Consider the following 24,921-nt stretch of genomic DNA (forward strand, 5'->3'; position numbering starts at 1 on the left):
GCGAGGCGGAGGCGGCATGACCTGGTGGTCGCGGTTGTCGCTGCGCGGGCGGCTGGTGCTGCTGGGCACCAGCGGGCTCATCGTCGGGCTGGCGATCGCGGGCGTGGCGATGGCGACCGCGATGACGTACAGCTTCCGGGGCACCCTGGACCGCTCGGCCGATGCGACCATCCTGGAGATCTCCGCACTGCTGGAGGAGGGCTCGACGCTGCCGTCGCCGCTGCCGGCGCCAGCGGGTCAGGTCGTGCAGGTGCTCGACGCCCAGCACCGGGTCGTCGCCGGCGACCGGAACGCGGACCTGCTCGTGCCGCTGCTGCAGCCCTCCGAGGTCGCCGCGGCCCAGCACGAGCGGATCACCGTGCCCGGAGACCGGGCGCTGCAGCGGGACCCGTTGCGGGTCACCGCTCGGCAGGTGCAGGACGGCCGGGTCGTCGTGGTCGCGGTGCCGCTCGGCGACTACAACCGCAGCCTCGAGCTGCTGAAGACGTCGTTGTGGGTGACGTACCCGGCCCTGGTGACCATCCTGGTCGCGATCGCCTGGAAGGTGGTCGGGCAGGCCCTGGCGCCCGTGGACCGGCTCAGCGCGTCCGCGGAGCGGATCACGGGCGCGGCGACCGACGAGCGGCTGCCGGTGCCGCCGTCCAGCGACGAGATCCAGCGCCTCGCGGTGACGCTCAACCACATGCTGGACCGCCTCGCCACGACCCGGGCCAGGCAGCGCTCGTTCATCGCGGACGCCGCGCACGAGCTGCGCAGCCCCCTGGCCAGCATGCGCATCCAGGTCGAGGTGGCGCAGAAGCTGGGCGACTGGGACGCCGTCGGCGACGACCTGCTGACCGACCTTGACCGGCTGTCGCGGCTGGTCGACGACCTGCTGCTGCTGGCCAGGGCGGACGAGCGCGACGGGCGCCGGGTGGCGCGGGAGCCGGTGGAGATGCAGAGCCTGCTGACGAATCTGGCGAAGCGGTACGCCACCGTCACCGTCGAGCCGTCCGGGCAGCCGCTGTGGGTCGAGGGTGAGCAGGACGCGCTGATCAGGGTCGTGCTCAACCTCGTCGACAACGGGGTGCGCCACGCCCGCACGGGGGTCGTGCTGCGCGCGGAGGCCGAGGGCCAGGAGGTCCTGGTCACCGTCACCGACGACGGGGAGGGCATCCCCGGCCCGCTGCGGGAGCGGGTCTTCGACCGTTTCACCCGCCTCGACGACGGCCGGGCCCGCGACGCCGGCGGCACCGGCCTCGGCCTGGCGATCGTCCGGGAGCTGGTCCGCCGGCACGGCGGCACGGTGCGCCTGCTCGACGCGCGTCCCGGGGTGCGGGCCGAGGTGCGGCTGCCCCGCTTTGTTGACAGTGTCATGTGACAGTGTCATAGTTGTCGTGTGACCGCGACGGGATGGACGCTCGACGAGCTGACGGCAAGGGTTGCCGCCGCGCTCGAAGGCACCGCCTATGCGGGCGCACCCAACGGCCGGGTGCGCGACGTTCCCGACGCCCGTGCCATCAGGTGGTATGCGACGATCGGGCTCGTCGACCGCCCGACCATGCGGGGCCGCACCGCGCTCTACGGTCCGCGACACCTTGCGCAGCTGGTGGCGATCAAACGCCGCCAGTCGGAGGGCAGGCGGATCGCCGACATCCAGATCGAGCTTGCCGAGGCACCCGACGCGCTCCTGTGGGAGATCGCCGACCTGCCGAAGCACGAGCAACCGCACAGAACCAGCCTGCGCGGCTCCGCCGCGGTCAGGTTCTGGACCGAGCCGCCCGCACCGCACACACCGCCACCGGCGCCGCCGCCCGCACTGCTCAGCGGGGTGCCGTTGAGCGGCGACGTGACGCTGCTGCTGCCCGGCACGCCGGGACCCGACGACATGGCCGCCATCCAGGCGGCCGCCCAGCCGCTGCTGGACCTGCTGGCCGCCCGTGGGCTGACGCGGGAGCCCGTCCGTGATCCGAGCCCCGAGCGAGGGAGTGTGCAATGAGAGTCGCCACGATGAGCGAGGCGGAGGCCCAGCGGGTCGCCGCGCCGAAGGACGACGCCGGTCTCGGCGCGCTGCGCACCGAGCGGGGCAACCTGCCGCTCGACCGGATCGACGTCCGCACGGCCATCACCGGCCTGGTCGCACGGATCGACCTGACCCAGGAGTTCGTCAACGTCCACGACGAGGCCCTCGAGGCGACCTACGTCTTCCCGCTGCCCGACCGCGCCGCGGTGACCCGCATGGCGATGACCGCCGACGGGCGGGTCGTGGAGGCGCAGCTGCAGGAGCGCGGCGCCGCCCGTGAGACCTATGACCAGGCGATCGCCGCCGGTCAGCGCGCCTCGATCGCCGAGGAGGAGCGGCCCGACGTGTTCACCATGCGGGTCGGCAACATCCTGCCCGGCGAGCGGGTCAGCGTGTCACTGTCACTGGCCGGGCCGCTGTCGTTCGAGGACGGCGAGGCGACGTTCCGGTTCCCCCTGGTCGTCGCCCCGCGGTACATCCCGGGCGGCGCGCTGGACGGTGACAGTGTCGGCGTCGGCCACGCCCTCGACACCGACGCCGTGCCCGACGCGTCCCGGATCACGCCACCGGTGCTGCTGCCGGGGTTCCCCAACCCGCTGCGGCTGAGCATCGAGGTCGACATCGACCCCGCGGGGCTGCCGCTCGGCGAGGTCCGCTCCAGCCTGCACACCGTGCAGCAGACGGAGCGCACCGTGTCCGTGCTGCCGGGGGAGCGGGCCAACCGTGACTTCGTGCTCCGGCTGGCCTACGGGCCCGGCGAGGCCGGGCTGGCCCTGGTGCCCGACACCACCGGCGAGGAGGGCACCTACCGGCTGACCGTGCTGCCGCCTGCGTCGCAGGCGCCGCCGAAGCCCAAGGACGTGGTGCTGCTGCTGGACCGCTCCGGCAGCATGGGCGGCTGGAAGATGGTCGCCGCCCGCCGCGCCGCCGCCCGCATCGTCGACACGCTCACCGTCGCCGACCGGTTCGCGGTCCTCGCCTTCGACGACCGGGTGGAGACGCCCGCCGCGCTGCCGTCCGGCCTGGCCGACGGCACCGACCGGCACCGCTTCCGGGCCGTGGAGCACCTGTCGCGGGTCGACGCCCGCGGCGGCACCGAGCTGCTCCAGCCGCTCCTCGACGGGCTGAAGCTGCTCGATGCTGCCACCACGGGCGCGGGCAGTGCCGGCAGCGGCCGTGACCGGGTGCTCGTGCTGGTCACCGACGGGCAGGTCGGCAACGAGGACCAGATCCTGCGGACCGTCAGCGCGGCGCTGCGCGGGGTGCGGGTGCACACCGTCGGCATCGACCAGGCCGTCAACGCCGGGTTCCTCGGCCGGCTGGCGATCGCCGGCGGCGGCCGGTGCGAGCTGGTCGAGAGCGAGGACCGGCTCGACGAGGCGATGGACCGCATCCACCGGCGCATCGGCGCGCCCGTCGCCAGCGGCGTCACCGTCACCGCCGAGGGGCTCGACCTGATCGACGGCACGCAGGCGCCGGCCCGGCTGCCCGACGTGTTCCCGGGCGTGCCGTTCGTGGTCACCGGGCGGTATCGCGGCCCGGCCGGCGCCGCGGAGGGCACTGCGGACGACGGCGGGGACGGCGGCGGGGACGGCGCGCTCACGGTCGCGGGCACCATGCGCGACGGCACGCCCTGGTCGAGCACGGTCCCCGCGACCCGGCACGACAACCCGGCGCTGACCGCGATCTGGGCCCGGGCGCTGCTGCGCGACCTCGAGGACGCCTACGTCTCGGGGCTGGCCGGCGGCGAGGAGCTGGAGCGGCGGATCACCGAGGTGTCGCTGCGCTTCCAGGTGCTGTGCCGGTTCACCGCCTACGTGGCGGTCGACAAGCGCGTCGTCACCGAGGGCGGCGAGCCGCACCAGGTGGTCCAGCCCGTCGACATGCCGGCCGGCTGGGAGCTGCCGACGGCGGTGCCACCGCCGCCGCTGCACCCGACGTCGATGCCGTATGCCGCGCCGCTGCGGCGCAGCACCGCGATGCCGGCGTCGATGCCCGCCCCGGGCGGGCCGCCGCCCATGCCGCCGATGGTGCCGTCACCGGCGCGCCGGACATCGACGGGTGGCGTGTTCGGCGGTGGCGGGGTCGGGCGGGCGCTGCGAGGCCGGGGCTCCGTGCGCCCGCAGGCGCCGGCGGCGGCGCAGCCGTCGGTCGAGGCGGAGCAGCGGCGGGCCGACTCGGCCGACCTGCGCGAGCTCGCGTCCGGCGAGGCGCGGCGGCTGCGGGACGCCGGGGGCTGCCCGACTTCGAGCGGCGCGAGCTGCTCGAGGACCTCGGGTCGCGGCTGGCCGTGCTCGGCATCGGGGTGCTGCGGGCCCTCGCGGAGCGGCTCACGCCGGCGGCGATCGCGGCGCGGCCCCTGGAGGAGCTGTGGCGGGAGGTCCTGGCGGAGCTGGACGCGGTGGCCGGCGGCACACCCGAGCGGCCCGCCGGCCGGGGCGCGTTCTGGAAGCGCTGATCAGCACGGACTGAGGCGGCCGGCCGATGTACTTCAAACGGGGGAGTGCATCGGCCGGCGTCTCTCTATGTACGGTACTGCGGTGATCTTCCAGCGCATTGCCCGCGCCGTGACCGAGCTTCTCGCCCCGGCGGTGCTGGTGTCGGTGCTCCTCGTGCTGCTCGCCGTGCACGGTGCGCCGGGCGTGGGGCGGGGGCTGCTGCTCGGGGTCGTCGCCGCGCTGTTCGAGAGCGTGCTGCCGTTCCTGTACATCCTGCGCGGGGTCCGGCGCGGCGACCTGACCGACCGTCACGTCGGCGACCACCGGCAGCGGCGCGGGCCGCTGCTCGTCGGCCTCGCGTCGGTCACCGCCGGGTTCGTGGTGCTGCTCGCGCTGGACGCGCAGCGGGAGCTCCTGGCGGCCGTCGTCGCCGGCGGGATCGGGCTCGTCGTCGCCGCCGTCGTCAACCACTGGTGGAAGATGTCGATCCACACCGCGGTCGCGGCCGGCGCGCTGGTCATCCTGGTGCTCGTCTACGGCTGGCCCCTGGCGGTCACCGCCCCGCTCGTCGCGGCCGTCGGATGGTCCCGGGTGGCGTTGAAGGACCACACCGTGGCGCAGATCGTCGTCGGCGCGCTCGTCGGCGCGGCCGTGGCGGGCGGGGTGTTCGCGGCCCTGCGGTAGCCCGGCGGATAGAGTTCGGAGGAATCAGACCTCTTCACGCTTGGGAGCAGACCGTGTCCACAGTGCGCTCGAATACCCTCGTGGTCACGGCCGGCACGACCGCCGCCGCCGCGGTCGCCGAGGCCGGGCTGCCGGCCAGCGGACCCAAGGCCATCGTCGTGGTCCGCGAGGCCGACGGCCGGCTGCGTGACCTCGACTGGACGCCGGAGCAGGACACCGAGGTCGAGGCCGTCGACCTGTCCTCACCCGACGGGCTCAACGTGCTGCGGCACTCGACCGCGCACGTGCTCGCCCAGGCCGTGCAGGACCTGTTCCCCGAGGCGAAGCTCGGCATCGGCCCGCCGATCGACAACGGCTTCTACTACGACTTCCAGGTCGACAAGGCGTTCCACCCCGACGACCTGGTCAAGCTCGAGAAGCGCATGCAGGAGATCATCAAGTCGGGCCAGCGGTTCCGCCGCCGGCGGTTCGACTCGGTCGAGCAGGCCAAGGCCGAGCTGAAGGACGAGCCGTTCAAGCTGGAGCTCGTCGACGTGAAGTCCGACAGCGGCCAGGCATTGGACACGAGCGAGGTCATGGAGGTCGGCGGCGGCGAGCTGACGATCTACGACAACCTCGACGCCCAGTCGGACAAGGTCTGCTGGTCCGACCTGTGCCGCGGCCCGCACCTGCCGTCGACCCGCATGATCCAGGCGTTCAAGCTCACCCGCATCGCCGCCGCCTACTGGCGCGGCTCGGAGAAGAACCCGCAGCTCCAGCGGGTCTACGGCACCGCCTGGCCGACCCGCGACGCGCTGAAGGAATACCAGAAGCTGCTGGAGGAGGCGGCCCGGCGCGACCACCGCAAGCTCGGCGCCGACCTGGACCTGTTCAGCTTCCCCGACGAGATCGGCTCCGGCCTCGCGGTCTTCCACCCCAAGGGCGGCATCATCCGCCGGGAGATGGAGGCGTACTCCCGCCAGCGGCACGAGGAGTCCGGCTACGAGTTCGTCAACACGCCCCACATCAGCAAGGCCAACCTGTTCCAGACGTCGGGCCACCTGCCGTACTACGCCGACACCATGTTCCCGCCGATGGAGATGGAGGGCGCGGAGTATTACCTCAAGGCGATGAACTGCCCGATGCACAACCTCATCTTCCGGGCCCGTGGCCGCTCCTACCGGGAGCTGCCGCTGCGCATGTTCGAGTTCGGCACCGTGTACCGCTACGAGAAGTCCGGCGTCGTGCACGGCCTCACCCGGGTGCGGGGCCTCACGCAGGACGACTCGCACATCTACTGCACCAAGGAGCAGATGCCGGGCGAGCTGCGCGACCTGCTGCAGTTCGTGCTCAACCTGCTGCGTGACTACGGCCTGGACGACTTCTACCTGGAGCTGTCCACCCGCGACGACTCGCCGAAGTTCATCGGCGACGTGGCGGACTGGGAGGAGGCGACCGAGGCGCTGCGCAACGCGGCCCTCGAGTCCGGCCTGGAGCTGGTGCCGGACCCGGGCGGCGCCGCGTTCTACGGCCCGAAGATCTCCGTGCAGGCCCGCGACGCGATCGGCCGGACCTGGCAGATGTCCACCATCCAGGTCGACTTCAACCAGCCGAAGCGTTTCGCCCTGGAGTACCAGGCGTCCGACGGCACCCGGCAGCAGCCGGTGATGATCCACCGGGCGTTGTTCGGCTCGATCGAACGGTTCTTCGGCGTGCTCACCGAGCACTACGCGGGCGCGTTCCCGGCGTGGCTCGCCCCGGTGCAGGTGGTCGGCATCCCGGTGCGCGCCGACCACGCCGACTACCTCGCCGAGTTCGCCGCCCGGCTGCGCAGGGAAGGCATCCGGGTCGAGGTCGACGCCTCCGACGAGCGGATGCAGAAGAAGATCCGCACCGCGCAGCAGCAGAAGATCCCGTTCATGGCGATCGCCGGCGACGACGACGTCAGCGGGGGCACCGTCTCCTTCCGGTACCGCGACGGCTCGCAGCGCAACGGCGTCGCCCTCGACGAGGCCGTGGCGCACGTCGTCGAGGTCGTCCGGTCCCGCACCAACCAGGGACCGTCGGCGGCCGGGGCGACGGCTCCGGCGGAGGCGGCGGAGGAGACGGCGTGACCGGACCGGAGCGCAGCGGGGAGGCAGCGTGACCGGGACCCCGGATGATCTCGAGCGGTTGTGGACGCCGCACCGGATGGCCTACATCAAGGAGGACCGGGCCGGCGACCACGACGAGCCGACCGGGTGCCCGTTCTGCCGGGCGCCCGGGCTGCCGGACGACGAGAGCCTCGTCGTCGCCCGGGGTGAGGTGGTGTTCGCGGTGCTCAACCTGTACCCGTACAACCCGGGGCACCTGATGGTCTGCCCGTACCGGCACATCGCCGACTACACGGACCTGACGGCCGAGGAGACGGTGGAGCTGGCGACGTTCACGCAGACCGCGATGCGGGTGATCCGGCGGGCCAGCGGCGCGCACGGCTTCAACCTCGGCATGAACCAGGGCTCGGTCGCCGGCGCCGGCATCGCCGCCCACCTGCACCAGCACATCGTGCCGAGGTGGGGCGGCGACACCAACTTCATGCCCGTCGTCGGCCGGACCAAGGTCCTGCCGCAGCTGCTCGGCGACACGAGGAAGCTGCTCGCCTCCGTCTGGGAGTAGGGGCCGTTCAGGCCAGGTGCGCCACGGCCTCCAGACCGGGGTCGTGGGCGCGCTTGACCGTCGCCTTGCCGCCCGGCCAGCCGGCCGCGGCCGCGGTGAGGTCGTCACCGGCGGACGAGGTGCCGTCGACGTAGAAGTGCAGCGTGCGCCGGCCGCCGCCGGTCTCATGGGCGAGCAGCTCGCCGTTGCCGTGCAGCGCCGCCTCCAGGGTGCCGTCCTCGAAGGCGACCAGCGCCTCGGCGACCTCGTCGGAGGGCAGCCCCGCGACGGCGCCGGCGAACGGCAGCACCACCGCCACGTGCGTGTCGAACCGTGGCCAGCGGGCCGAGCGCAACGGCCGCTGCGCGATCCCGGTGACGGGGCGGCCGCGTACCTCGGCGGAGAAGACCACCCACTGCGGCTCGCGGTGCTCCTCGCGCAGCGCGTCGACCGCGGCGGCCAGGTCCAGGGGGTCGCGGGCGCCGGCGGGCTCGTCGGCGCTGAAGTCGACGGAGCCGATCCACAGCTCGACGCCCTCCTCGCCGAGCAGCCAGTCCAGGGCAAGGAACGTGATCTGCCCGCGGACCGGCTCCGGCAGCTTGCGGAACAGCGGGTGGTGGCCGACGACGTCGATCGCGGCGGAGTCCTCGTCGCGGCTGAACGCGAAGCGCAGCAGCGCCAGGTCGAGCTTCGCGCCGGCGATCTCAATGGTGGCGCTGAGCGTGTCGTGGTCGGGCTGGCGGGCGGTGTGGAACTCCCAGTCGGGGTCGGCGGCGGGGGCGAGGGCACCCCAGCGGGCGACGACGGCGCGCAGCGCGGGGTTGCCGCCGGGGGAGACGACCAGCGCGTGCCGCGAGTCCGTGCCCTTGCTGAACTCCCAGGTCAGGTCCTTGTGGATGGCCGCGACCCGCTTGCTGATCTGCGGGGTGAGCGGCTCGAACCCGCCGGTGGAGATGGCGTCGGTGACGGCGGGGCGGATCGTCGGCCACCAGGCCCAGAACTCGACGACCGGATCCTGTTTCCTGCCCCGCGAGAAAATCATGCCGCGCAGTGTAGGCCGACCTGGGAGGGTGGGCGTCGTGCGAGTGGTGGAGTACGGCGGCGACCGGGCCGAAGTGCGGTGGCTGTTCGAGCTGGCCGAGGACTCCGCGGCCGAGCTGGACGGTTACCTGCACGAGGGCCGGGTCCTCGTGGCCGTGGCGGACGGGCGGCCGGTGGGGCACCTGCAGCTGGTCGACCTGGAGATCAAGAACATGGCGGTGGTCGAGGAGCGGCGGGGCACCGGCGTCGGCGCCCGGCTGGTCGAGGCCGCCGCGGACCTGGTCCGGGCGGCCGGCGGGGGGACCATGCTCGTCGCGACCGGCGCCGCCGACGTCGGCAACCTGCGCTTCTACCAGCGGCAGGGCTTCCGGTTCCGGTCGATCGAGCGCGACGTGTTCACCCCTTCGAGGGGGTACCCGGCGGGCATCATGGTCGACGGGATCGAGCTGCGTGACCGGGTCTGGCTGGACCGGGAGATCCAGCCAGACCGTTGAGCGGTCACCGCGACGCGGCGTGCTCCTTCTTCACCGCGTCCGCCAGGTGCGACGGCATCGGGTCGTGCCGGGCGAAGACGCGGCTGAACGTGCCCGAGCCCGACGTCATCGCCCGCAGCTCGACCGCGTAGCGGACCAGCTCGGTCGCGGGGACCTCGGCGCGGACCAGGGTCCGCTCGTGCCCGGCGGGGTCCGGCTCGTTGCCCAGGACCCGGCCGCGGCGGCCGGACAGGTCGCTCATGACCGCGCCGACGAACTCGTCGGGGACGCGGATGGTGACCTCGTCGATCGGTTCCAGCAGCGTCGTCTGGCCCTGCTCGGCGGCCTCGCGCAGGGCGAGGGCACCCGCGGTCTGGAACGCCGCGTCGGAGGAGTCCACGGAGTGCGCCTTGCCGTCGACGAGGGTGACCCGTACGTCGACGACGGGGTAGCCCGCGACCATGCCGCGCTCCATCTGGTGGCGTACGCCCTTCTCCACCGACGGGATGTAGTTGTGCGGCACGACCCCGCCGACGATCTTGTCGACGAACTCGAAGCCGGTGCCGCGCGGCAGCGGCTCGACCTTGATGTCGCAGACCGCGTACTGGCCGTGGCCGCCGGACTGTTTGACGTGCCGGCCGTGGCCCTGGCTGGGCGCGGCGAACGTCTCGCGCAGCGCGACCCGGACCGGCTCGGTGTCCAGCTCGACGCCGCCGGAGCGCAGCCGGTCCAGCACGACGTCGGCGTGCGCCTCGCCCATGCACCACAGCACCAGCTGGTGGGTCTCGGCGTTGCGCTCCAGGCGCAGCGTCGGGTCGCCGGCGACGAGCCGGCCGAGGTTCTTGGCCAGGGCATCCTCGTCGGAGCGGGTCTTGGCGACGATCGCGATCGGCAGCAGCGGCTCCGGCATCACCCAGGGCGCCATGAGCATCGGGTCGTCCTTGCCGGAGATCGTGTCCCCGGTCTCGGCCGTCGTCGACTTGGTGATCGCGACGATGTCGCCGGCGACCGCGTAGGGCACCTCCCGCAGGGTCGCGCCGAGCGGGGAGAACAGGTGCGCGAACCGCTCGTCGGCGTCGTGGTCGGGGTGGCCGCGCTCGGCCATGCCGTGCCCGGAGATGTGCACCGGCTGGTCGGGCCGCAGCGTTCCGGAGAAGACCCGCACCAGCGACACCCGCCCCACGTACGGGTCGATCGTCGTCTTCACCACCTCGGCGATCAGCGGACCGGCGGGGTCGCACCGCAGCGGGGCGTGCGGGTTGCCGTTGACGTCGGTGACGGGCGGCACCACGTGCTCCAGCGGTGACGGGAACCCGCTGGTCAGCACCTCGAGCAGGGCGTCGATGCCGAGGCCGGTCTGCGCGCAGACGGGCACGACGGGGTAGAACGTGCCGCGCGCGACGGCCTTCTCCAGGTCCTCGATGATCACCGACGTCTCGATGACCTCGCCGCTGACGTAGCGCTCCATGAGCGTCTCGTCCTCGCTCTCGGCGATGATGCCCTCGAGCAGGCTGTTGTGCGACTCCTCGATCGCCGGCAGGTGCTGCGGCTCGGGGTCGCGGACCACCGGCGGGTAGCCCGCGGAGTAGTCGAAGACCCGGTGGGTGATCAGCCCGATCAGCCCTTCCACGGCCGCGCCGTCGTCGCCGAGCATCGGCAGGTACAGCGGCAGCACGTTGTCGCCGAAGACGTCCTGGCAGAGATCGAGGGTGTCCTGGAAGTCGGCCCGGGGATGATCGAGGCGGGTGACGGCGACCGCGCGGGGCATCCCGACGGCGGCGCACTCCTCCCACAGCGCCGCGGTGGCGGCGTCCACGCCGTCCACCGACGACACGACGAACAGTGCCGCGTCCGCGGCCCGCAGGCCGGCGCGCAGCTCCCCGACAAAGTCGGCATAGCCGGGGGTGTCGAGCAGGTTGACCTTCGTCTCGCCGTGCACCAGCGGGGCGCAGGACAGCGTCACCGACCGCTGCTGCCGCACCGCCGCCGGGTCGTGGTCGGTCACCGTGGTGCCCTCGGCCACCGCGCCTGCCCGCCCGATCGTGCCGGTCGCTGCGAGCAGCGCCTCCACGAGGGTCGTCTTCCCGGCGCCGGAATGCCCGACGACGACCACGTTGCGTACCCTGCCGGGGTCATCAACCGCCGGCACCGGGCCGGCGACACCCTTCTCCTGGACCTTCTGCGCCATCACGCGCCTCCCGTCCTGCCCGCTGTGAGCAGTCTCACAGTCACGACCTGTTCACCGATCCCACACCCGAACCATCACCGACACAAGCCCGTCGGCTCCCACCGGCGTCATACGGTTTACTCAAGCACCGTGAGCAGGCCCACGCGCAGGTATCCGGCAAGCTCCGCCGCCGTTATCGTGGGAGCGCCATGGCGAAGATCCTCAGCGTAGTCAGCAAGGCCGGACTGGCCCGCATCGTCAACCCCGTCGCAGCCGCGTTGCTGCGTGCCAGGGTGACGCCCAACGCGGTGACCGTCGCCGGCACGGTCGGCGTGCTCATCGGCAGTGTCGGCTTCGCCACGCGCGGCCACATGGTCATCGCGCTCGTTATCGTCACCGTGAGCTGCCTCACCGACATGCTCGACGGGTCCATGGCCCGGCAGCTCGGCGTCAGCAACAAGTTCGGCGCCCTGCTCGACTCCTCCATGGACCGCGTCTCCGACGGTGCCATCTTCGGCTCCGTCGCGTTCTGGTATGCCTCGCAGGGCCAGCTGCGCGAGTGCTCCGCGGCGCTGCTGTGCCTGCTGACGGGGCAGGTGGTGTCCTACGTGAAGGCCCGCGCGGAGGGTCTCGGGATGACCGCCAACGTCGGGCTGGCCGAGCGCACCGAGCGGCTCATCCTCGTCGGCATCGGCGGCCTGCTGTTCGGCTTCGGCGTGCGGCACGGCATGGAGGCGGCGCTGTGGCTGCTGGTGCTGTTGTCGGTGATCACCATCTGGCAGCGGATGTCGCACGTGTACCGGCAGGCCCGCGACATCGCCGAGGCCGCGTCCCGTGGTGACGCGGCTGCCGCCGCCGACGATCGGGTCGCTCAGTGAACCTGGCGGAACTCGGCTACGGCGCCGCGTTCTCGCTCATCCCGAAACTCCCCCGGTCCGTGGTCTGGCCGTTCTTCGCGGCTGCCGCGGCGCATGGCTCCCGCCGGTACCGCGGCGGCAACGGTGGCAAGGGCACCCTGACGCTGGCGTCCAACCTGCGACGGGTCGTCGGCGACGGGCCGTCGGACGCCGAGCTCGCCGACCTGGTCGGCCGCGGGCTGCGCTCCTATGCGCGCTACTACCTGGACGCGTTCCAGCTGCCGGGCCGCCCCAAGGCCGAGCACCTGACCGGGTTCCGCCTGGAGCGCGGGGAGCTGCTCGGCCAGCACGTCGCCGACAAGGTCGGTGCGGTCGTCGCCCTGCCGCACGCCGGCAACTGGGACGCGGCCGGCGCCTGGGTCGCCGCCAACGGCTGGCCGATCGTGACGGTCGCGGAGCGGCTCAAACCGGAGAGCGTGTACCGGCGGTTCCTGCATTTCCGGCGCTCGCTGGGTATGGAGATCCTCCCGATGACCGGCGGTGACCGGCCCGCGTTCGACGTGCTGGAGGAGCGCCTGCGAGCCGGTTACGTGGTGCCGCTGCTCGCCGACCGGGACCTGACGGCCCGGGGTGTCGAGGTCGACTTCTTCGGCGGCCGGACCAAGATGCCGGCCGGCCCCGCGCTGCTGGCTCTGCGCACCGGCGCCCCGCTGTACGTGGTGTCGATGTGGTTCGACCCGGACGCGGCCGCCGGGCGCCTGGAGGGTCCGATCCCGCTGCCGGCGCCGGATGAGGGTGCGCTGGACGTGCGGGTGCGGCTGCTCACCCAGCGCATCGCGGACGTCCTGGCCGAGGGGATCGCCCGCAACCCGCAGGACTGGCACATGCTGCAAAGACTCTGGATCGACACCCCCGCTGTCGTGAACCCGGCCTAGGAGGCGTGTTGCGCATCGGGATCGTCTGCCCGTACTCGTTCGACGTGCCCGGCGGCGTGCAGAACCACGTCCGCGACCTCGCCGAGACGCTCATCGCGCTCGGCCACCACGTCAGTGTCCTGGCGCCCGGCGACGAGGAGAACGGCGAGCAGCCCTACGTGGTGCCGGCGGGCCGCGCGGTGCCGGTGCCGTACAACGGCTCCGTCGCCCGGGTGTCCTTCGGCCTCATCTCGGCGACCCGGGTCCGGCGGTGGATGGCGGCCGGCCGGTTCGACGTGCTGCACGTGCACGAGCCGCTCATCCCCAGCCTGTCGATGCTGGCGGTGCTGTCGGCGCGCGGTCCGGTCGTGGCCACATTCCACACCGCGATGACCCGTTCCCGTGCGCTCGCCGCCGCGCAGGGGCTGCTGCAGCTGGTCCTGGAGAAGATCACGGGGCGGATCGCGGTGAGCGAGCTGGCGCGCAAGGTCCAGGTGGAGCACCTCGGCGGCAGCGCGTGGGAGATCCCGAACGGGGTGCAGGTGTCCCGGTACCGTTCGGCCGTGCCGCTGCCCGGGTGGCCGGGCTCCGGCGGGACCCTCGGGTTCCTCGGGCGGTTCACCGAGCCGCGGAAGGGCTTCCCGTTCCTGCTGCGGGCGTTCGCGTCCCTGGCGGCCGAGCGGCCGGGGCTGCGGCTGCTGGTCGCCGGGCCGGGCGACGTCGACGAGGTGATGTCCGATTTTCCGGAAATATCACCTTATCGTGATCGGATCGTGTTTCTCGGGAAGGTCTCCGAGGAGGACAAGGCGCGGATGCTGCGCAGCGTCGACCTGTACGTGGCGCCCAACACCGGCGGCGAGTCCTTCGGCATGATCCTCACCGAGGCGATGTCGGCCGGCACCACCGTCGTGGCCAGCGACCTCGACGCGTTCCGGCGGGTCCTGGACGGCGGGCGGGCCGGCGCGCTCTTCCCCGTCGGCGACAGCGCCGCCCTGGCCAGGACGGTCGCCGGCCTGCTCGACGACCCGGCCCGGCGGGCCGCCCTCGCGGCCCGGGCGACCGCGGTCGTCTCCGCCTACGACTGGCCCGTCGTCGCCGAGCGGGTCCTGGAGGTCTACTCCACGGTGATCGAGGTCGCCGGCGCCGTGGTGGAGCAGCCCGTCCCGTAAGCCCCGTCCCGTAAGCTGCGTGCCGTGTGGTGGGTGATCACGGTGGTGGCGGTGGTGGTCCTGGTGGCCACGTACCTCACCTGGCTCGCGGCCCGCGTCGACCGCCTGCATGCGCGGGCGGTCGCGGCCTACGCCACGCTCGACGCCCACCTGCTGCGGCGGGCCGTCGCGGCGGTGGCCCTCGCCGAGGCGGCGCAGCTGCCGACGCTCATGTACGCGGCCCGCATCGCCGTGGACGCCGAGCCGGAGGACCGCGAGGTCGCCGAGAACGACCTGACCCGGCACCTGCGCGAGGCCCGCGAGGCCGGCGCGGATGAGGTCATGGACGGGTTGGTGCAGGTCAGCCGGCGGGTCGCGCTCGCGCGGCAGGTGCACAACGACGTGGTCCGCGACGCCCTCGCAGTCCGGCGGCGGCTGTTGGTCAGGCTGTTCCGGCTGTCCCGGAAGCACCCCCGTCCCGCGTACTTCGACGTCGACGACCCGTCGCTGCCGTGACTTCTGCCGTTTTCCGGTTTGTCAGGTTTCCGGTTTATCAGGCGCTCCGCGCCCGCTAAACCGGAAATATCATCATCTGGGTTTGTGGGCCGCGAGGTTGCCATTGGACGTCGGCCGTGGTCACCCCCTCGGCGTAAACTGAAGGTGAATCCCGCTCATCCCTGTTAGGAGTGCTTCGTCGTGTCCGAGTCGCCCACCACCAGCACGTCAGTCACCGGCACCGCACGCGTCAAGCGGGGCATGGCAGAGATGCTCAAGGGCGGCGTCATCATGGACGTCGTCACCCCCGACCAGGCGAAGATCGCCGAGGACGCCGGCGCCGTCGCCGTCATGGCCCTCGAGCGCGTGCCCGCCGACATCCGCGCGCAGGGCGGGGTCTCCCGCATGAGCGACCCGGACATGATCGACGGCATCATCGCCGCCGTCTCGATCCCCGTCATGGCGAAGGCCCGCATCGGCCACTTCGTCGAGGCCCAGATCCTGCAGGCGCTCGGCGTCGACTACGTCGACGAGTCCGAGGTCCTCACCCCGGCCGACTACAGCAACCACATCGACAAGTGGGCCTTCACCGTGCCGTTCGTCTGCGGCGCCACCAACCTCGGCGAGGCCCTGCGCCGCATCACCGAGGGCGCCGCCATGATCCGCTCCAAGGGTGAGGCCGGCACCGGCGACGTCTCCAACGCCACCACCCACATGCGCAAGATCCGCGGCGAGATCCGCCGGCTCACCTCCCTGCCGGAGGACGAGCTGTTCGTCGCCGCCAAGGAGCTGCAGGCGCCGTTCGAGCTGGTCAAGGAGATCGCCGAGACCGGCAAGCTGCCGGTCGTGCTGTTCACCGCAGGCGGCATCGCCACCCCCGCCGACGCCGCCATGATGATGCAGCTCGGCGCCGAGGGCGTCTTCGTCGGCTCCGGCATCTTCAAGTCCGGCAATCCCGAGCAGCGCGCCGCCGCCATCGTCAAGGCCGTCACCTTCCACGACGACCCCGACGTCATCGCCAAGGTCTCCCGCGGCCTCGGCGAGGCCATGGTCGGCATCAACGTCGAAGAGATCCCGCAGCCGCACCGTCTCGCCGAGCGCGGCTGGTGACCGGCAGCATGATCATCGGTGTGCTCGCCCTGCAGGGCGATACCCGCGAACACCTGCACGCCCTCGCCGAGCTGGACGTCATAGCCAGGCCGGTGCGCCGCCCCGACGAGCTCGACTCCGTCGACGCCCTGGTCGTCCCCGGCGGCGAGTCGACGGCGATGAGCAAGCTGGCGGTCGAGTTCGGCATGACCGAGCCGCTGCGCAAGCGGATCGCCGGCGGCATGCCCACCTACGGCTCCTGCGCCGGCATGATCATGCTGGCGACCACGATCCTGGACGGCCGCGCCGACCAGGTGCCCTTCGGCGGGATCGACATGACCGTCCGGCGCAACGCGTTCGGCAGGCAGGTCGACTCGTTCGAAGGCACCGTGGACATTTCCGACATCGACGGCGGCCCGTTCTCCGCCGTCTTCATCCGCGCGCCGTGGGTCGAACAGGTCGGACCCGACGTGCGGGTGCTGGGGCGTGTGAGCGCCGGACCGGCCGCCGGTAGGATTGTCGCGGTTCGGCAGCAGCACCTGCTCGCGACCGCTTTCCATCCCGAGCTCACCGGCGACCTCCGAGTCCATCGGTACTTCGTGGAGATGGCGCGTGAGGCGGGCCAGACGACGGAGGGTTAGGCCATGTCCGGGCACTCAAAATGGGCGACGACCAAGCACAAGAAGGCGGTCATCGACGCCAAGCGCGGCAAGCTCTTCGCCCGCCTGATCAAGAACGTCGAGGTCGCCGCCCGCACCGGCGGCGGCGACGTCAACGGCAACCCCACGCTCTTCGACGCCATCCAGAAGGCGAAGAAGAACTCGGTGCCCAACGACAACATCAACAACGCGGTCAAACGCGGCTCCGGCCAGATCGGCGGCGGCGCCGACTGGCAGACCGCGATGTATGAGGGCTACGGCCCCAGCGGCGTCGCCATCCTCATCGAGTGCCTCACCGACAACCGCAATCGCGCGGCGACCGAGGTCCGGGTCGCGCTCACCCGCAACGGCGGCAACCTCGCCGACGCCGGCAGCGTCTCGTACATGTTCACCCGAAAGGGTGTCATCATCGTGCCCAAGGCCGGCGAACTGACCGAGGACGACCTGCTCCTCGCCGTCCTGGACGCCGGCGCCGAAGAGGTCAACGACCTCGGCGAGGCCTTCGAGATCATCAGCGAGGCCACCGACCTCGTCGCCGTCCGCACCGCCCTGCAGGACGCCGGCATCGACTACGAGTCCGCCGACTCCTCCTTCGTCCCCAGCGTCACGGTCCCCCTGGACGAAGAGGGCGCCCGCAAGGTCTTCAAGCTGATCGACGCCCTCGACGACTGCGACGACGTGCAGAACGTCTACGCCAACTTCGACGTCAGCGACGAGATGCTAGCACAACTCGCTTAGATCGCTGTAGGGTCCGGGGCATGACGCCCCGGACCGCCCCTCAGCGCGCCAGCCTGTATGTCCGACTGTCGAAGGCTTCCGATGATCGGAACCTCAGCCGGCAAGGCATGGCGGATGACCTCCGGAAGCTGTGTGCTGACAGGGGATTCGTTGAGGTAGCCCTCCATGTCGACGACGGCAAGTCAGGGGCTGTCCGCAACCGCCCGGAGTTCCGGGCATGGCTGGCGGACGCTGTTGAGGGCCGCGCTGACGTCCTGGTGGCGTGGCACGTGGACCGGCTTAGCCGTGAAGGGCTCAACGTCGCAGCGACGATCCTGGACGTCATAGAGGGGAAAGATCCCGATACGGGGAAGGAAGTTCGTCCCCCTGTCCGGTTGATCGGCTACGACGATCGGCTCGATTCGTCAGACGGTGACGGCTTCCGACTCAACTTCGTCATCAAAGCGGAGCTTGCTCGTGCCGAGCTTGCCCGCATGAAGTCGCGTAGTCAGTCAAGGGTGCGAAGGATGCGTGCCGAGAAACGGTCTACGGGTGGCCTTACGCCTTACGGCTTTCAGCGTGCCCAACGGGGTCCGATGGAGTTGGAGCACGATCCCGTGAGCGCTCCTGTGTTGCGGGAAGCAGTCCGCCGCGTCATTGATGGTGCCAGTGTCGCCAGCATCGCTAGAGACCTGAACGATAAGGGAGTGCTATCCCCGAGGGACCATGCCGCTATGCGCGACACGGGCGAGGCACGCAAGGACAGGGAGACCGGGGAGCCTCTTCCGCCTCAACGTTGGACTGATGAGACGTTGCGCCGAATGCTCGGTAATGAGGTCCTTCTCGGAAAACTGACGGACAACGGCAAGGTTGTCCGTGACTCGGAGGGTAAACCCGTGCTGCGGGGTGAGCCGTTGATCTCTGAGGACGATTGGCTCGCTCTGCGAGCCGCTATCAACGGCTCGAAGAGGCCGAAGTATCGTGCCGCCCCGGATGCTCTTCTGTCCGGCGTTGCCTTCTGTTTGCTGTGTGGGGAGCCGCTGCACTTCCACTGGGCTGTAAAGCCTGAGCGTAACCAGGAATACCGCTATTACCGGTGTTCGGGACGTACCCGGAAGGGCAACAATTGTGAGGCCGGCGCTCCGAGGGCCGAACGGCTGGAAGAGGTTACGGAGGAAATTCTCCTGTATCTCTTGGGTGACCTTGAAATCATGGCCAAGAGATTTGTTCCCGGTAGCGATACCGGGCGGGAGCTTGCCGAGGTTGAACAGACTCTCAGTGAGCTACGCGCGGACCGGGCGGCTGGCCTCTACCGTGGCGAGCGTGGAACGGCCGAATACCGGGAGATGTATGCGAACCTTGAGGCACGCCGTGAAGGGCTAGAGGGAACGCCGAGTGTTCCCGATTCCTGGGCGATGATCTCTACTGGCGTCACGTACAGAGCGAAATGGCAGGCTTCCGACGTTCAGGAACGGCGGAAGTTGCTCCTTGACTCTGACATCCGTATTGAAGGTATGAAGGCCGCTGGTGTCGGCGCCGTGTCTTTTGGCGTACGTGATCGCCCGGACAGCATGCTTACGGTGACTGCGACTGAGGGGGTTCAGGTCGCGTTGCTCCTTCCTCGGGACCTGGCCGCGCGTGTCACTGGCGACCCTGGCGCACAGGTGACGTTCCGGCAACGGTCGCTTATCCCTGGTGAGCCTGGCAGGACCATCACCATCTAGCCTCATTCGGCCTGTGGGACGCTTTCAGCCCTGGAGGGTACCCGGCTAAGGGTGCAGCTTTCCGGGCCTTCTCTGTGGGTTCCTGTGCGTCCCGTTTAAACGGCGTACACGGGATGTCACACCCCCACGCGGTACAGTCAGGCAAGGATTCAAGACAGCACGAGCAACCAAGGCCACGCAACCGCGTGGCCTTTTTTCGTCCCGAAGGAGAGTTTATGGACTTCCCTACCCTTTGTTGCGTGGGCTGAGTGAGCACCGACGTTACCGATATCGACTTTGAGTCCATGTCATGGAGTGAGGCTATACGGGAGAGTGAAGTGCGACAGCCGTTCATCGTTGAAGGCATCATTTCGGCATCCTCGACCCTCATCTACGGGGAAGCGAAGGTTGGTAAATCCTTCCTCGTGTCGAGTCTTGTTGCTTCTCTCGTGACCGGCAGCGACTTCCTTGGAAGGGAAGTTGAAGATAGAGACTGGAAGGTCGCCATTTGCTGGACCGATGATGACGGGGTGGCCGAATACGGGGAACGGATCGCAACCGTTCTCCCTGACGGGATTGAGCCTGCCGTTCGCTTCTACGGGTTGCCCGTGATGCGGACTAGGCGGCACTGGGAGGCGCTGTTCGCCAGGGTGATGGCTGACGGCTCTAACTTCCTCGTCATCGACAATCTGTCTCAGGCTTCCCGTGGGAGCCTGAACGATGACAACGCGGTAAAGGACTTCTTTGACGGTGTGCGCATCTTTACGCGCGCCGGTATCCCCGTGGTAATCGTCGGTCACTCCTCCGAGAAGCGCAGCGACACCGGAAACAAGTCTGATCTACCGTTGGGTTCCTCTGTCATCTCGCAGTCCGTCCGTTGGCGCTGCTTCTACTCTCGCAGTCGAGGGAAGGTCAACGTTCGATTCTCCGGTAACCATGCTGAGGCTCACAGCATGACCTTGGATCACGGGGTCGGGGCACGGTTCACCGTCGTTGAGAAAAAGGACGCTCAGGCCGTGAAGGACGAGCAACAGGAGCGCACCCGTACCCGGGATAGCGCCACGCTGGACCGCAACGCGGACATCGCCCGCTGGGTAGTCGCTGAGTGCCAGGGGAAGGGCCGTAACGCTGCCGCTGAGGCCATTGCTGGCCAGTTCGGTGGAACGCTGAGCACTGCCAAGACTCACCTGTCCAAGCGGTCCGCGTACGGGTGCCTGCTGGCCCCTCTACCAGGCAACCGTTGGGCCCTGGCTGGGCCGCTAGCGGCCTGAGGTGGTGGTGGTGGTGGTGTGGTGATGTGGTGACCCTATAGGTGATGGTGTACCACCACCACCAACCCACCTAACTATCTATCTCTTCTCCCTCTGCGAGAAGCAGAGGGGTAGGTAACGTTTAAACAGTTAATAGGGGACGGCTTGACGGCCGTCCCTTTTGACTATCCATCATTAGTTACTCAGCGAAGGCTTCCGAGCCTTCGTGTTCCATTACTCAGGTAACCGTTAAAGTAAGCCCTTCCCGGGCTTACGTAACTGATAGCTATTATCCGTCGCTTACCGCAACGGCTATCACTTAGGTACCTATTACCAACGAAGGCATAGAGGGCAGGCCCTAAGCCTGCCCGATAAAGAGACTAATTGTTATTCAATACCAATTCATTCCCTTTATGCAGGGCATGCATAATATGCAGCCATAGGGGTAAGGGGGGTCTGAAAGGCTGAGCGGATCGCTTCAGGAACCCAGGTACTTAGCGGCGCTAACGCGCCCGCGGTGCGGCCGGCTCTGTGGGAATGCATAAATACATCCACCTGTCAAGCATGAATATTATGCAACCCCACTCGACCATTCTCAGAATGGTCTGAGATGCCTTAGTGGAGGGTTTGTTGCTTGCGTGAGTTGAGAAACCGCAGGTCAGAGGACGTGACAGGGATCACTCCTCGGACCGTACGGATTTGAAGGCCGTATTAATACTGAAGGCAGAAAGCGTTTCGGTAAGCGTAACGGAAACGTGACCCGGATCACTCCTCCAGGCATCCCAGCTCGGAGGACTTTTAAGACAGTGGAAGCACAACTACAGAAAGGCGGTGGATAGATGATCGAGCGCACATGCTTCATATGTGGTGCGGCTGTGACGCGTGAAGCGTCCACCGGCAGGATTTCGCGTTACTGCTCAGATGAGCACCGGGCCGAAGCTCGGAAGCTCCGAGCACGAAGGGCACGGCAACGGCGGTATGACGCCACGTACGCCGCTGAGCGGTTCGCTTGGCAGGCTACCTACGACAGGTATGCAGCGTGACGCACGCTGACAGCGTTTCTAGCGCGGAGGCCGTGTGGGTGAATCGCCACGGCGAGCCTGACGCTGTGCGCCTGGACCGATAACAGACTTCCTGGCGTCGCCAGGAAGATTCTAAATTGTGTGAAAGGGGTTCCCGGAAGGGTCCTTTTCGAATTGGTTAGGCAGTGACAGTCAGGGCCTTGACGCGATTTAGGATCGAACGCCACCATGGGGCGCGCAAGAAATCCATGGGACCTCCTTTCAGGTAAGCGCGCTGTCGCGAGCGTGCGCAAAGGAATCGTGACATCGGCCAGCCGGCTACCACCGGCCGCTTTGACCGCTAGCCCCACGGGAGAGCCATCACGGGGCCTCATCTCGCGCTAGACGATCGCGCGCAAATCAGATCGTCAATCAAGGGTCACGGCTGCCGTGGCCCTTTCTTTTTCCCCAAATCACCGGGCCAACGGGTCCGGCGCTACCTATCCGATCGGAGATTTTTATGGACTACCTTGCACTGGCTGATGCTGTCCTTGAGAAGCGTGCCGCGCTCTGGGAGCAGCGAAAGGTGGTAATTGCTGACGTCAAGCTGGCGGACGCTGAGAAGCGTGCCAAGGTCGAGACTATTGACGCGGAAATGAAGGCGATGGCGAAGGAAGCCACCGACCACATTCGAGCGGGTGAGCAGGAGGCCCTAGAGCACCGTGCGGCCGTGCTGGCGTCTACCCGGGGTCGCAAGGGTGCGAGTGAGTGGCGCTCGATCGTCCCGAGTGCGCACGAGTGGCGGGCCCTGGTCGCGGAGGGCACTCCGGCCGCAGGTGGTTACGCCGTTCCGACCAAGGTTTCTGAGCAGTGGATCGATAAGCTTCGCGCTCAGTCGACTTTCCTGCGTGCCCCGGGCCTGAATGTCATCCGCTACGACTACGGTAAGTCGTTTACTATTCCCCAGCTGACCGCCTCGACTGATCCGGCGGTTGTGGGTGAGGGTAACGCGATTCCTGAGGGTTCGCTGACGTTCGCTGGTGTCTCTCTGGACCCGGTCAAGTACGCCGCGCTCTACCGCGCGTCGTCTGAGATCGTAGAAGATTCCTCTGTTGATATCGAGGATCTGATTGGTCAGACGCTTATCCGCGATGTCGCAAACATTGTCGATAAGGATGCTTTCGTTGGCGCTGGCAGTACGACTGCTCTTGCTGGTCTGACGCTTGCGGCTAACTCGACTGCTGTCAACCTCGCCACGGGTAACACGTCTGTGAAATGGGATGACGTCATTGATGCTGTCGGCGCAATCATGGGAACGGGCGGCACGCCTACCGTGGTTTGGGCGAACGTGACTGAGTGGAAGAACCTCATTAAGCAGCGTGAGGGTTCGGGCGCTACTGCTGGCGGTTATCTTGCCGGTTCGGTGACTACCGATCCGTCTAAGGCTGCGATGGGGCTTCCGCTTCTGCCGACGATCAACCTTCCTGCGAGGACGGTGATCGTGGCTGACGCTACCCGGGTTTGGGTTGGTGTGCGTCGTGATGTTCGGCTGGCTCGCTCTGAGGAGTGGAAGTTCCAGGAGGACAGCCTCGGCTACCGGGCCACGTACCGAATCGCTGGCGTCCGCGTTGCTGAGGCGACCTCGATTCAGAAGATTGTTGCTTCCGCCACCTGATTCGACGGTGTAGCGGATTACGGAGTGGAGTCCCCGGGAAATCCCGGGGTTCACTCGTTTAAACGGCTTCTCTGTTGTCTGTGATGGCTTTACGTGGGGTTTGCCAACCTTCCTAACCCCGTAGGGCTTTCTCGGTTCGCAGGGTGGGCCGGATTAGGTGGGTAGCTGGGGAGCGGGGAGTCGGACCGGAATGTTTTCCGGTCCGCTCTTTCTTTTGCCCGTTGAGTTGTAATCCATTGCTAACGATAGGGGTTAGGTGACGTGACTAGGTCAATCGAGAAACGAATTATGGAGCGGGTATGCAAGATGCCGGCGAGCGAGGGAGCGTGCCACATCTGGACTGGGGCCACGACAAAGGGTGGCTACGGAGCTATCCGCCACAAAGGCAAGGTGGAATACGTACACCGGATTATGGCGGAGCACTACGGAATGAACATCGACGGTCAGACCGTCGATCACCTTTGCCGTAATCGAGCGTGTGTCAACCAAATGCACATCATGACGTGTAGTCGTGGGGAAAATTCGCGCCGAATGATGTCTGAGGCGTGGCAAAGGGTAGCGGCCGACCTTATCGCACAGCAGAACAAGGAGGCTCAGGAATGAAATACCAGGTAACGCATCTCGCGTACGTTCCCGACGCTCACTCAATCGGTTTGCCTGTCGAGGAATTCCCTAACGGTGTTGGGCTTGTACTTATCGCTGCCGGTCCGATCAAAGCGACCAGGGCAGGCACCCCTGAGGCCGTGATGAAGCTGGAACTAGCCGGATTCAAAACCGCTGAGGCTGCGCTAGCGGCCTTTCCGAGGATTGCTGTTGGGCATCCTCACGACTGGGGGAAGGCGCCGGATTGGAAGCGGAGGGGGAAGCTGTGAGCAGACAGGAGACGATTGCTCAGCAGATGGCGAAGTCCGCCAGAATTCAGGCTGAGGCTTTCGAACAGCGGTCCACCCGGGAAGTTGATTGGGATTTCGCGATCAATAACCGCTGTGAGTGCCATATGTGGGAGCTGTGGCGCTGCCACGTAGTCCAGGCCGACGACACCGCGCGCCACGTCGAGCGGAAGCGGTACGGCCGTGGAACGGTCACAGAGTGACCCTAGAAGCGTTGTGGGCAAACAGAACCCCTGTCGTACCCATGAGGTACGGCAGGGGCTTTTCGTCGTTTACGGGCCCCCTCGGGGCCGCTACCGGGCGGGGGTGGCGCCTCCAAGGTCAGGGAACTGGAGGACGTTCCCGGACGCGCGTCTACGGACACCCTCAGCTCTCGCTTCGATGAGGTCTAGGAACTGGTCAACGTCAGCCCGAAGGCTCTTGAGCGCGTCGACAGCTTCAGTGGAGAACCTGCCCGCCCCCTGCTCGATGATCATTATCATGTTGTCATCGCCGACCGTGAGGGCGAACTCGTCGCCTACGGCTTGGAGTCGCGAACGAAGTTCCCGCGTGTCCACGATGAACGCGACGTCCGGCTCAAACTTCTTAGCCACTGTGCGGCCCTCCGTTTGGCTTGCTGCTGGAAGGGCGTCCCGCCCGTGGCGATCGGACCAGACGGACGGGACACCCGCTCCCCAACCTATCTAGAGAGCCTAGGGAACACAAGGTATGTGTGTTATCTACCCTCGGTAGGTTGGATGATCGAGTAGTGCCAGCAATTCCAATGTCGTCCGGTCAGATAGTCGATGACCTGGCGGAGCGGATCCGTGCGGGAGAGTACGAACCGGGGTCGCAACTGCCGACGTACGCCGCGCTCGCGAGCCTGTACGACGTGTCGCCCGCTACCGTCGCGATCGTGGTCCGCATCCTGCGGGAGCGTGGCCTTGTCGTCGGTGTCCCCGGTCGCGGTACGTACGTGGCGGACCGCCCCCGAATCTGAGCAGCAGCAACGCTTCCATCGATTCGGTTGCGCTAGAAGCCTTTGCCAGCACCATTTTGCCGAACCTGCTTCGCTGAAAGCGTTGTGACACAGCAGGAAAACGGCACCCTCGAAGAGTGCCGTTCC

22 protein-coding genes are annotated in these 24,921 nt (G+C 68.3%); 19 read left to right on the forward strand and 3 right to left on the reverse strand.

Annotated features, from left to right (window positions below; genetic code table 11):
- The first annotated feature begins 16 nt into the window (after positions 1 to 16).
- The 5 genes from OHA72_RS20795 (at position 17) to OHA72_RS20815 (ending at position 7,758) form a co-directional block, all read left to right on the forward strand.
- A complete protein-coding gene (locus OHA72_RS20795) occupies positions 17 to 1,360 on the forward strand; it encodes a sensor histidine kinase (RefSeq protein ID WP_327009458.1) in 1,344 nt (447 codons plus the stop codon).
- 18 nt (positions 1,361 to 1,378) lie between these two features.
- Positions 1,379 to 1,978: a MerR family transcriptional regulator gene (locus OHA72_RS20800; RefSeq protein WP_327009459.1), complete on the forward strand. Its 600-nt coding sequence runs from the start codon at positions 1,379 to 1,381 to the stop codon at positions 1,976 to 1,978.
- Complete coding sequence (locus OHA72_RS20805; protein WP_327009460.1) at positions 1,975 to 5,124, forward strand: VIT domain-containing protein; 3,150 nt, start codon at positions 1,975 to 1,977, stop codon at positions 5,122 to 5,124. Before OHA72_RS20800 ends, OHA72_RS20805 begins: the two co-directional genes overlap by 4 nt.
- Positions 5,125 to 5,186: 62 nt before the next feature.
- On the forward strand, positions 5,187 to 7,217 hold the full coding sequence (thrS, locus tag OHA72_RS20810) for a threonine--tRNA ligase (RefSeq protein WP_327009461.1): 2,031 nt from the start codon (positions 5,187 to 5,189) through the stop codon (positions 7,215 to 7,217).
- 76 nt (positions 7,218 to 7,293) lie between these two features.
- Entirely contained in the window at positions 7,294 to 7,758 is a 465-nt protein-coding gene (locus OHA72_RS20815; protein WP_327011619.1) for an HIT family protein, read from the forward strand.
- 7 nt (positions 7,759 to 7,765) lie between these two features.
- Here the strand turns inward: OHA72_RS20815 and OHA72_RS20820 are convergent, their stop codons facing one another.
- Positions 7,766 to 8,779, reverse strand: a complete 1,014-nt coding sequence (locus tag OHA72_RS20820; protein WP_327009462.1) for a hypothetical protein — start codon at positions 8,777 to 8,779, stop codon at positions 7,766 to 7,768.
- 37 nt (positions 8,780 to 8,816) lie between these two features.
- Here OHA72_RS20820 and OHA72_RS20825 point away from each other — a divergent pair, with 37 nt between their 5' ends.
- On the forward strand, positions 8,817 to 9,272 hold the full coding sequence (locus OHA72_RS20825) for a GNAT family N-acetyltransferase (protein ID WP_327009463.1): 456 nt from the start codon (positions 8,817 to 8,819) through the stop codon (positions 9,270 to 9,272).
- A 4-nt stretch (positions 9,273 to 9,276) separates the two neighbouring features.
- Here OHA72_RS20825 and OHA72_RS20830 read toward each other — a convergent pair whose 3' ends face one another.
- Positions 9,277 to 11,439: an elongation factor G-like protein EF-G2 gene (locus tag OHA72_RS20830; protein ID WP_327009464.1), complete on the reverse strand. Its 2,163-nt coding sequence runs from the start codon at positions 11,437 to 11,439 to the stop codon at positions 9,277 to 9,279.
- Positions 11,440 to 11,627: 188 nt separating this feature from the next.
- On the opposite strand from OHA72_RS20830, the gene pgsA reads away from it, so the two are divergent.
- The 12 genes from pgsA (at position 11,628) to OHA72_RS20885 (ending at position 24,019) form a co-directional block, all read left to right on the forward strand.
- Positions 11,628 to 12,296 carry a phosphatidylinositol phosphate synthase gene (pgsA, locus tag OHA72_RS20835; protein WP_327009465.1) on the forward strand — a complete coding sequence of 223 codons (669 nt, stop codon included), beginning with the start codon at positions 11,628 to 11,630 and terminating at the stop codon, positions 12,294 to 12,296.
- Complete coding sequence (locus tag OHA72_RS20840; RefSeq protein ID WP_327009466.1) at positions 12,293 to 13,210, forward strand: phosphatidylinositol mannoside acyltransferase; 918 nt, start codon at positions 12,293 to 12,295, stop codon at positions 13,208 to 13,210. Before pgsA ends, OHA72_RS20840 begins: the two co-directional genes overlap by 4 nt.
- A gap of 8 nt (positions 13,211 to 13,218) precedes the next feature.
- Positions 13,219 to 14,358: a glycosyltransferase family 4 protein gene (locus OHA72_RS20845; RefSeq protein ID WP_327009467.1), complete on the forward strand. Its 1,140-nt coding sequence runs from the start codon at positions 13,219 to 13,221 to the stop codon at positions 14,356 to 14,358.
- A gap of 24 nt (positions 14,359 to 14,382) precedes the next feature.
- Positions 14,383 to 14,853, forward strand: a complete 471-nt coding sequence (locus OHA72_RS20850) for a hypothetical protein (RefSeq protein ID WP_327009468.1) — start codon at positions 14,383 to 14,385, stop codon at positions 14,851 to 14,853.
- A 240-nt stretch (positions 14,854 to 15,093) separates the two neighbouring features.
- Complete coding sequence (gene pdxS, locus OHA72_RS20855; RefSeq protein ID WP_327011620.1) at positions 15,094 to 15,942, forward strand: pyridoxal 5'-phosphate synthase lyase subunit PdxS; 849 nt, start codon at positions 15,094 to 15,096, stop codon at positions 15,940 to 15,942.
- A gap of 8 nt (positions 15,943 to 15,950) precedes the next feature.
- Positions 15,951 to 16,562 carry a pyridoxal 5'-phosphate synthase glutaminase subunit PdxT gene (gene pdxT / locus OHA72_RS20860; protein ID WP_327011621.1) on the forward strand — a complete coding sequence of 204 codons (612 nt, stop codon included), beginning with the start codon at positions 15,951 to 15,953 and terminating at the stop codon, positions 16,560 to 16,562.
- 3 nt (positions 16,563 to 16,565) lie between these two features.
- Positions 16,566 to 17,318, forward strand: coding sequence for a YebC/PmpR family DNA-binding transcriptional regulator (locus tag OHA72_RS20865; RefSeq protein WP_327009469.1), 753 nt, complete (start codon positions 16,566 to 16,568; stop codon positions 17,316 to 17,318).
- Positions 17,319 to 17,338: 20 nt separating this feature from the next.
- Positions 17,339 to 19,021: a recombinase family protein gene (locus OHA72_RS20870; RefSeq protein WP_327009470.1), complete on the forward strand. Its 1,683-nt coding sequence runs from the start codon at positions 17,339 to 17,341 to the stop codon at positions 19,019 to 19,021.
- 248 nt (positions 19,022 to 19,269) lie between these two features.
- Entirely contained in the window at positions 19,270 to 20,271 is a 1,002-nt protein-coding gene (locus OHA72_RS20875; protein ID WP_327009471.1) for an AAA family ATPase, read from the forward strand.
- Positions 20,272 to 21,771: 1,500 nt separating this feature from the next.
- The gene (locus tag OHA72_RS20880) at positions 21,772 to 22,926 is read left to right on the forward strand and encodes a phage major capsid protein (RefSeq protein WP_327009472.1); all 1,155 of its coding nucleotides are present in this window, start codon (positions 21,772 to 21,774) and stop codon (positions 22,924 to 22,926) included.
- A 429-nt stretch (positions 22,927 to 23,355) separates the two neighbouring features.
- Positions 23,356 to 23,529 carry a hypothetical protein gene (locus OHA72_RS64720; protein WP_442788730.1) on the forward strand — a complete coding sequence of 58 codons (174 nt, stop codon included), beginning with the start codon at positions 23,356 to 23,358 and terminating at the stop codon, positions 23,527 to 23,529.
- Positions 23,530 to 23,794: 265 nt separating this feature from the next.
- Positions 23,795 to 24,019, forward strand: coding sequence for a hypothetical protein (locus tag OHA72_RS20885; protein ID WP_327009473.1), 225 nt, complete (start codon positions 23,795 to 23,797; stop codon positions 24,017 to 24,019).
- Between the two features lie 90 nt (positions 24,020 to 24,109).
- Here the strand turns inward: OHA72_RS20885 and OHA72_RS20890 are convergent, their stop codons facing one another.
- A complete protein-coding gene (locus tag OHA72_RS20890) occupies positions 24,110 to 24,409 on the reverse strand; it encodes a hypothetical protein (protein ID WP_327009474.1) in 300 nt (99 codons plus the stop codon).
- A gap of 170 nt (positions 24,410 to 24,579) precedes the next feature.
- Here OHA72_RS20890 and OHA72_RS20895 point away from each other — a divergent pair, with 170 nt between their 5' ends.
- Positions 24,580 to 24,795 (forward strand): winged helix-turn-helix domain-containing protein, encoded by a 216-nt coding sequence (locus tag OHA72_RS20895; protein ID WP_442788731.1) that lies wholly within the window; start codon positions 24,580 to 24,582, stop codon positions 24,793 to 24,795.
- Positions 24,796 to 24,921 lie beyond the last annotated feature (126 nt).

Source organism: Dactylosporangium sp. NBC_01737, from assembly GCF_035963215.1.
Taxonomy (GTDB): domain Bacteria; phylum Actinomycetota; class Actinomycetes; order Mycobacteriales; family Micromonosporaceae; genus Dactylosporangium.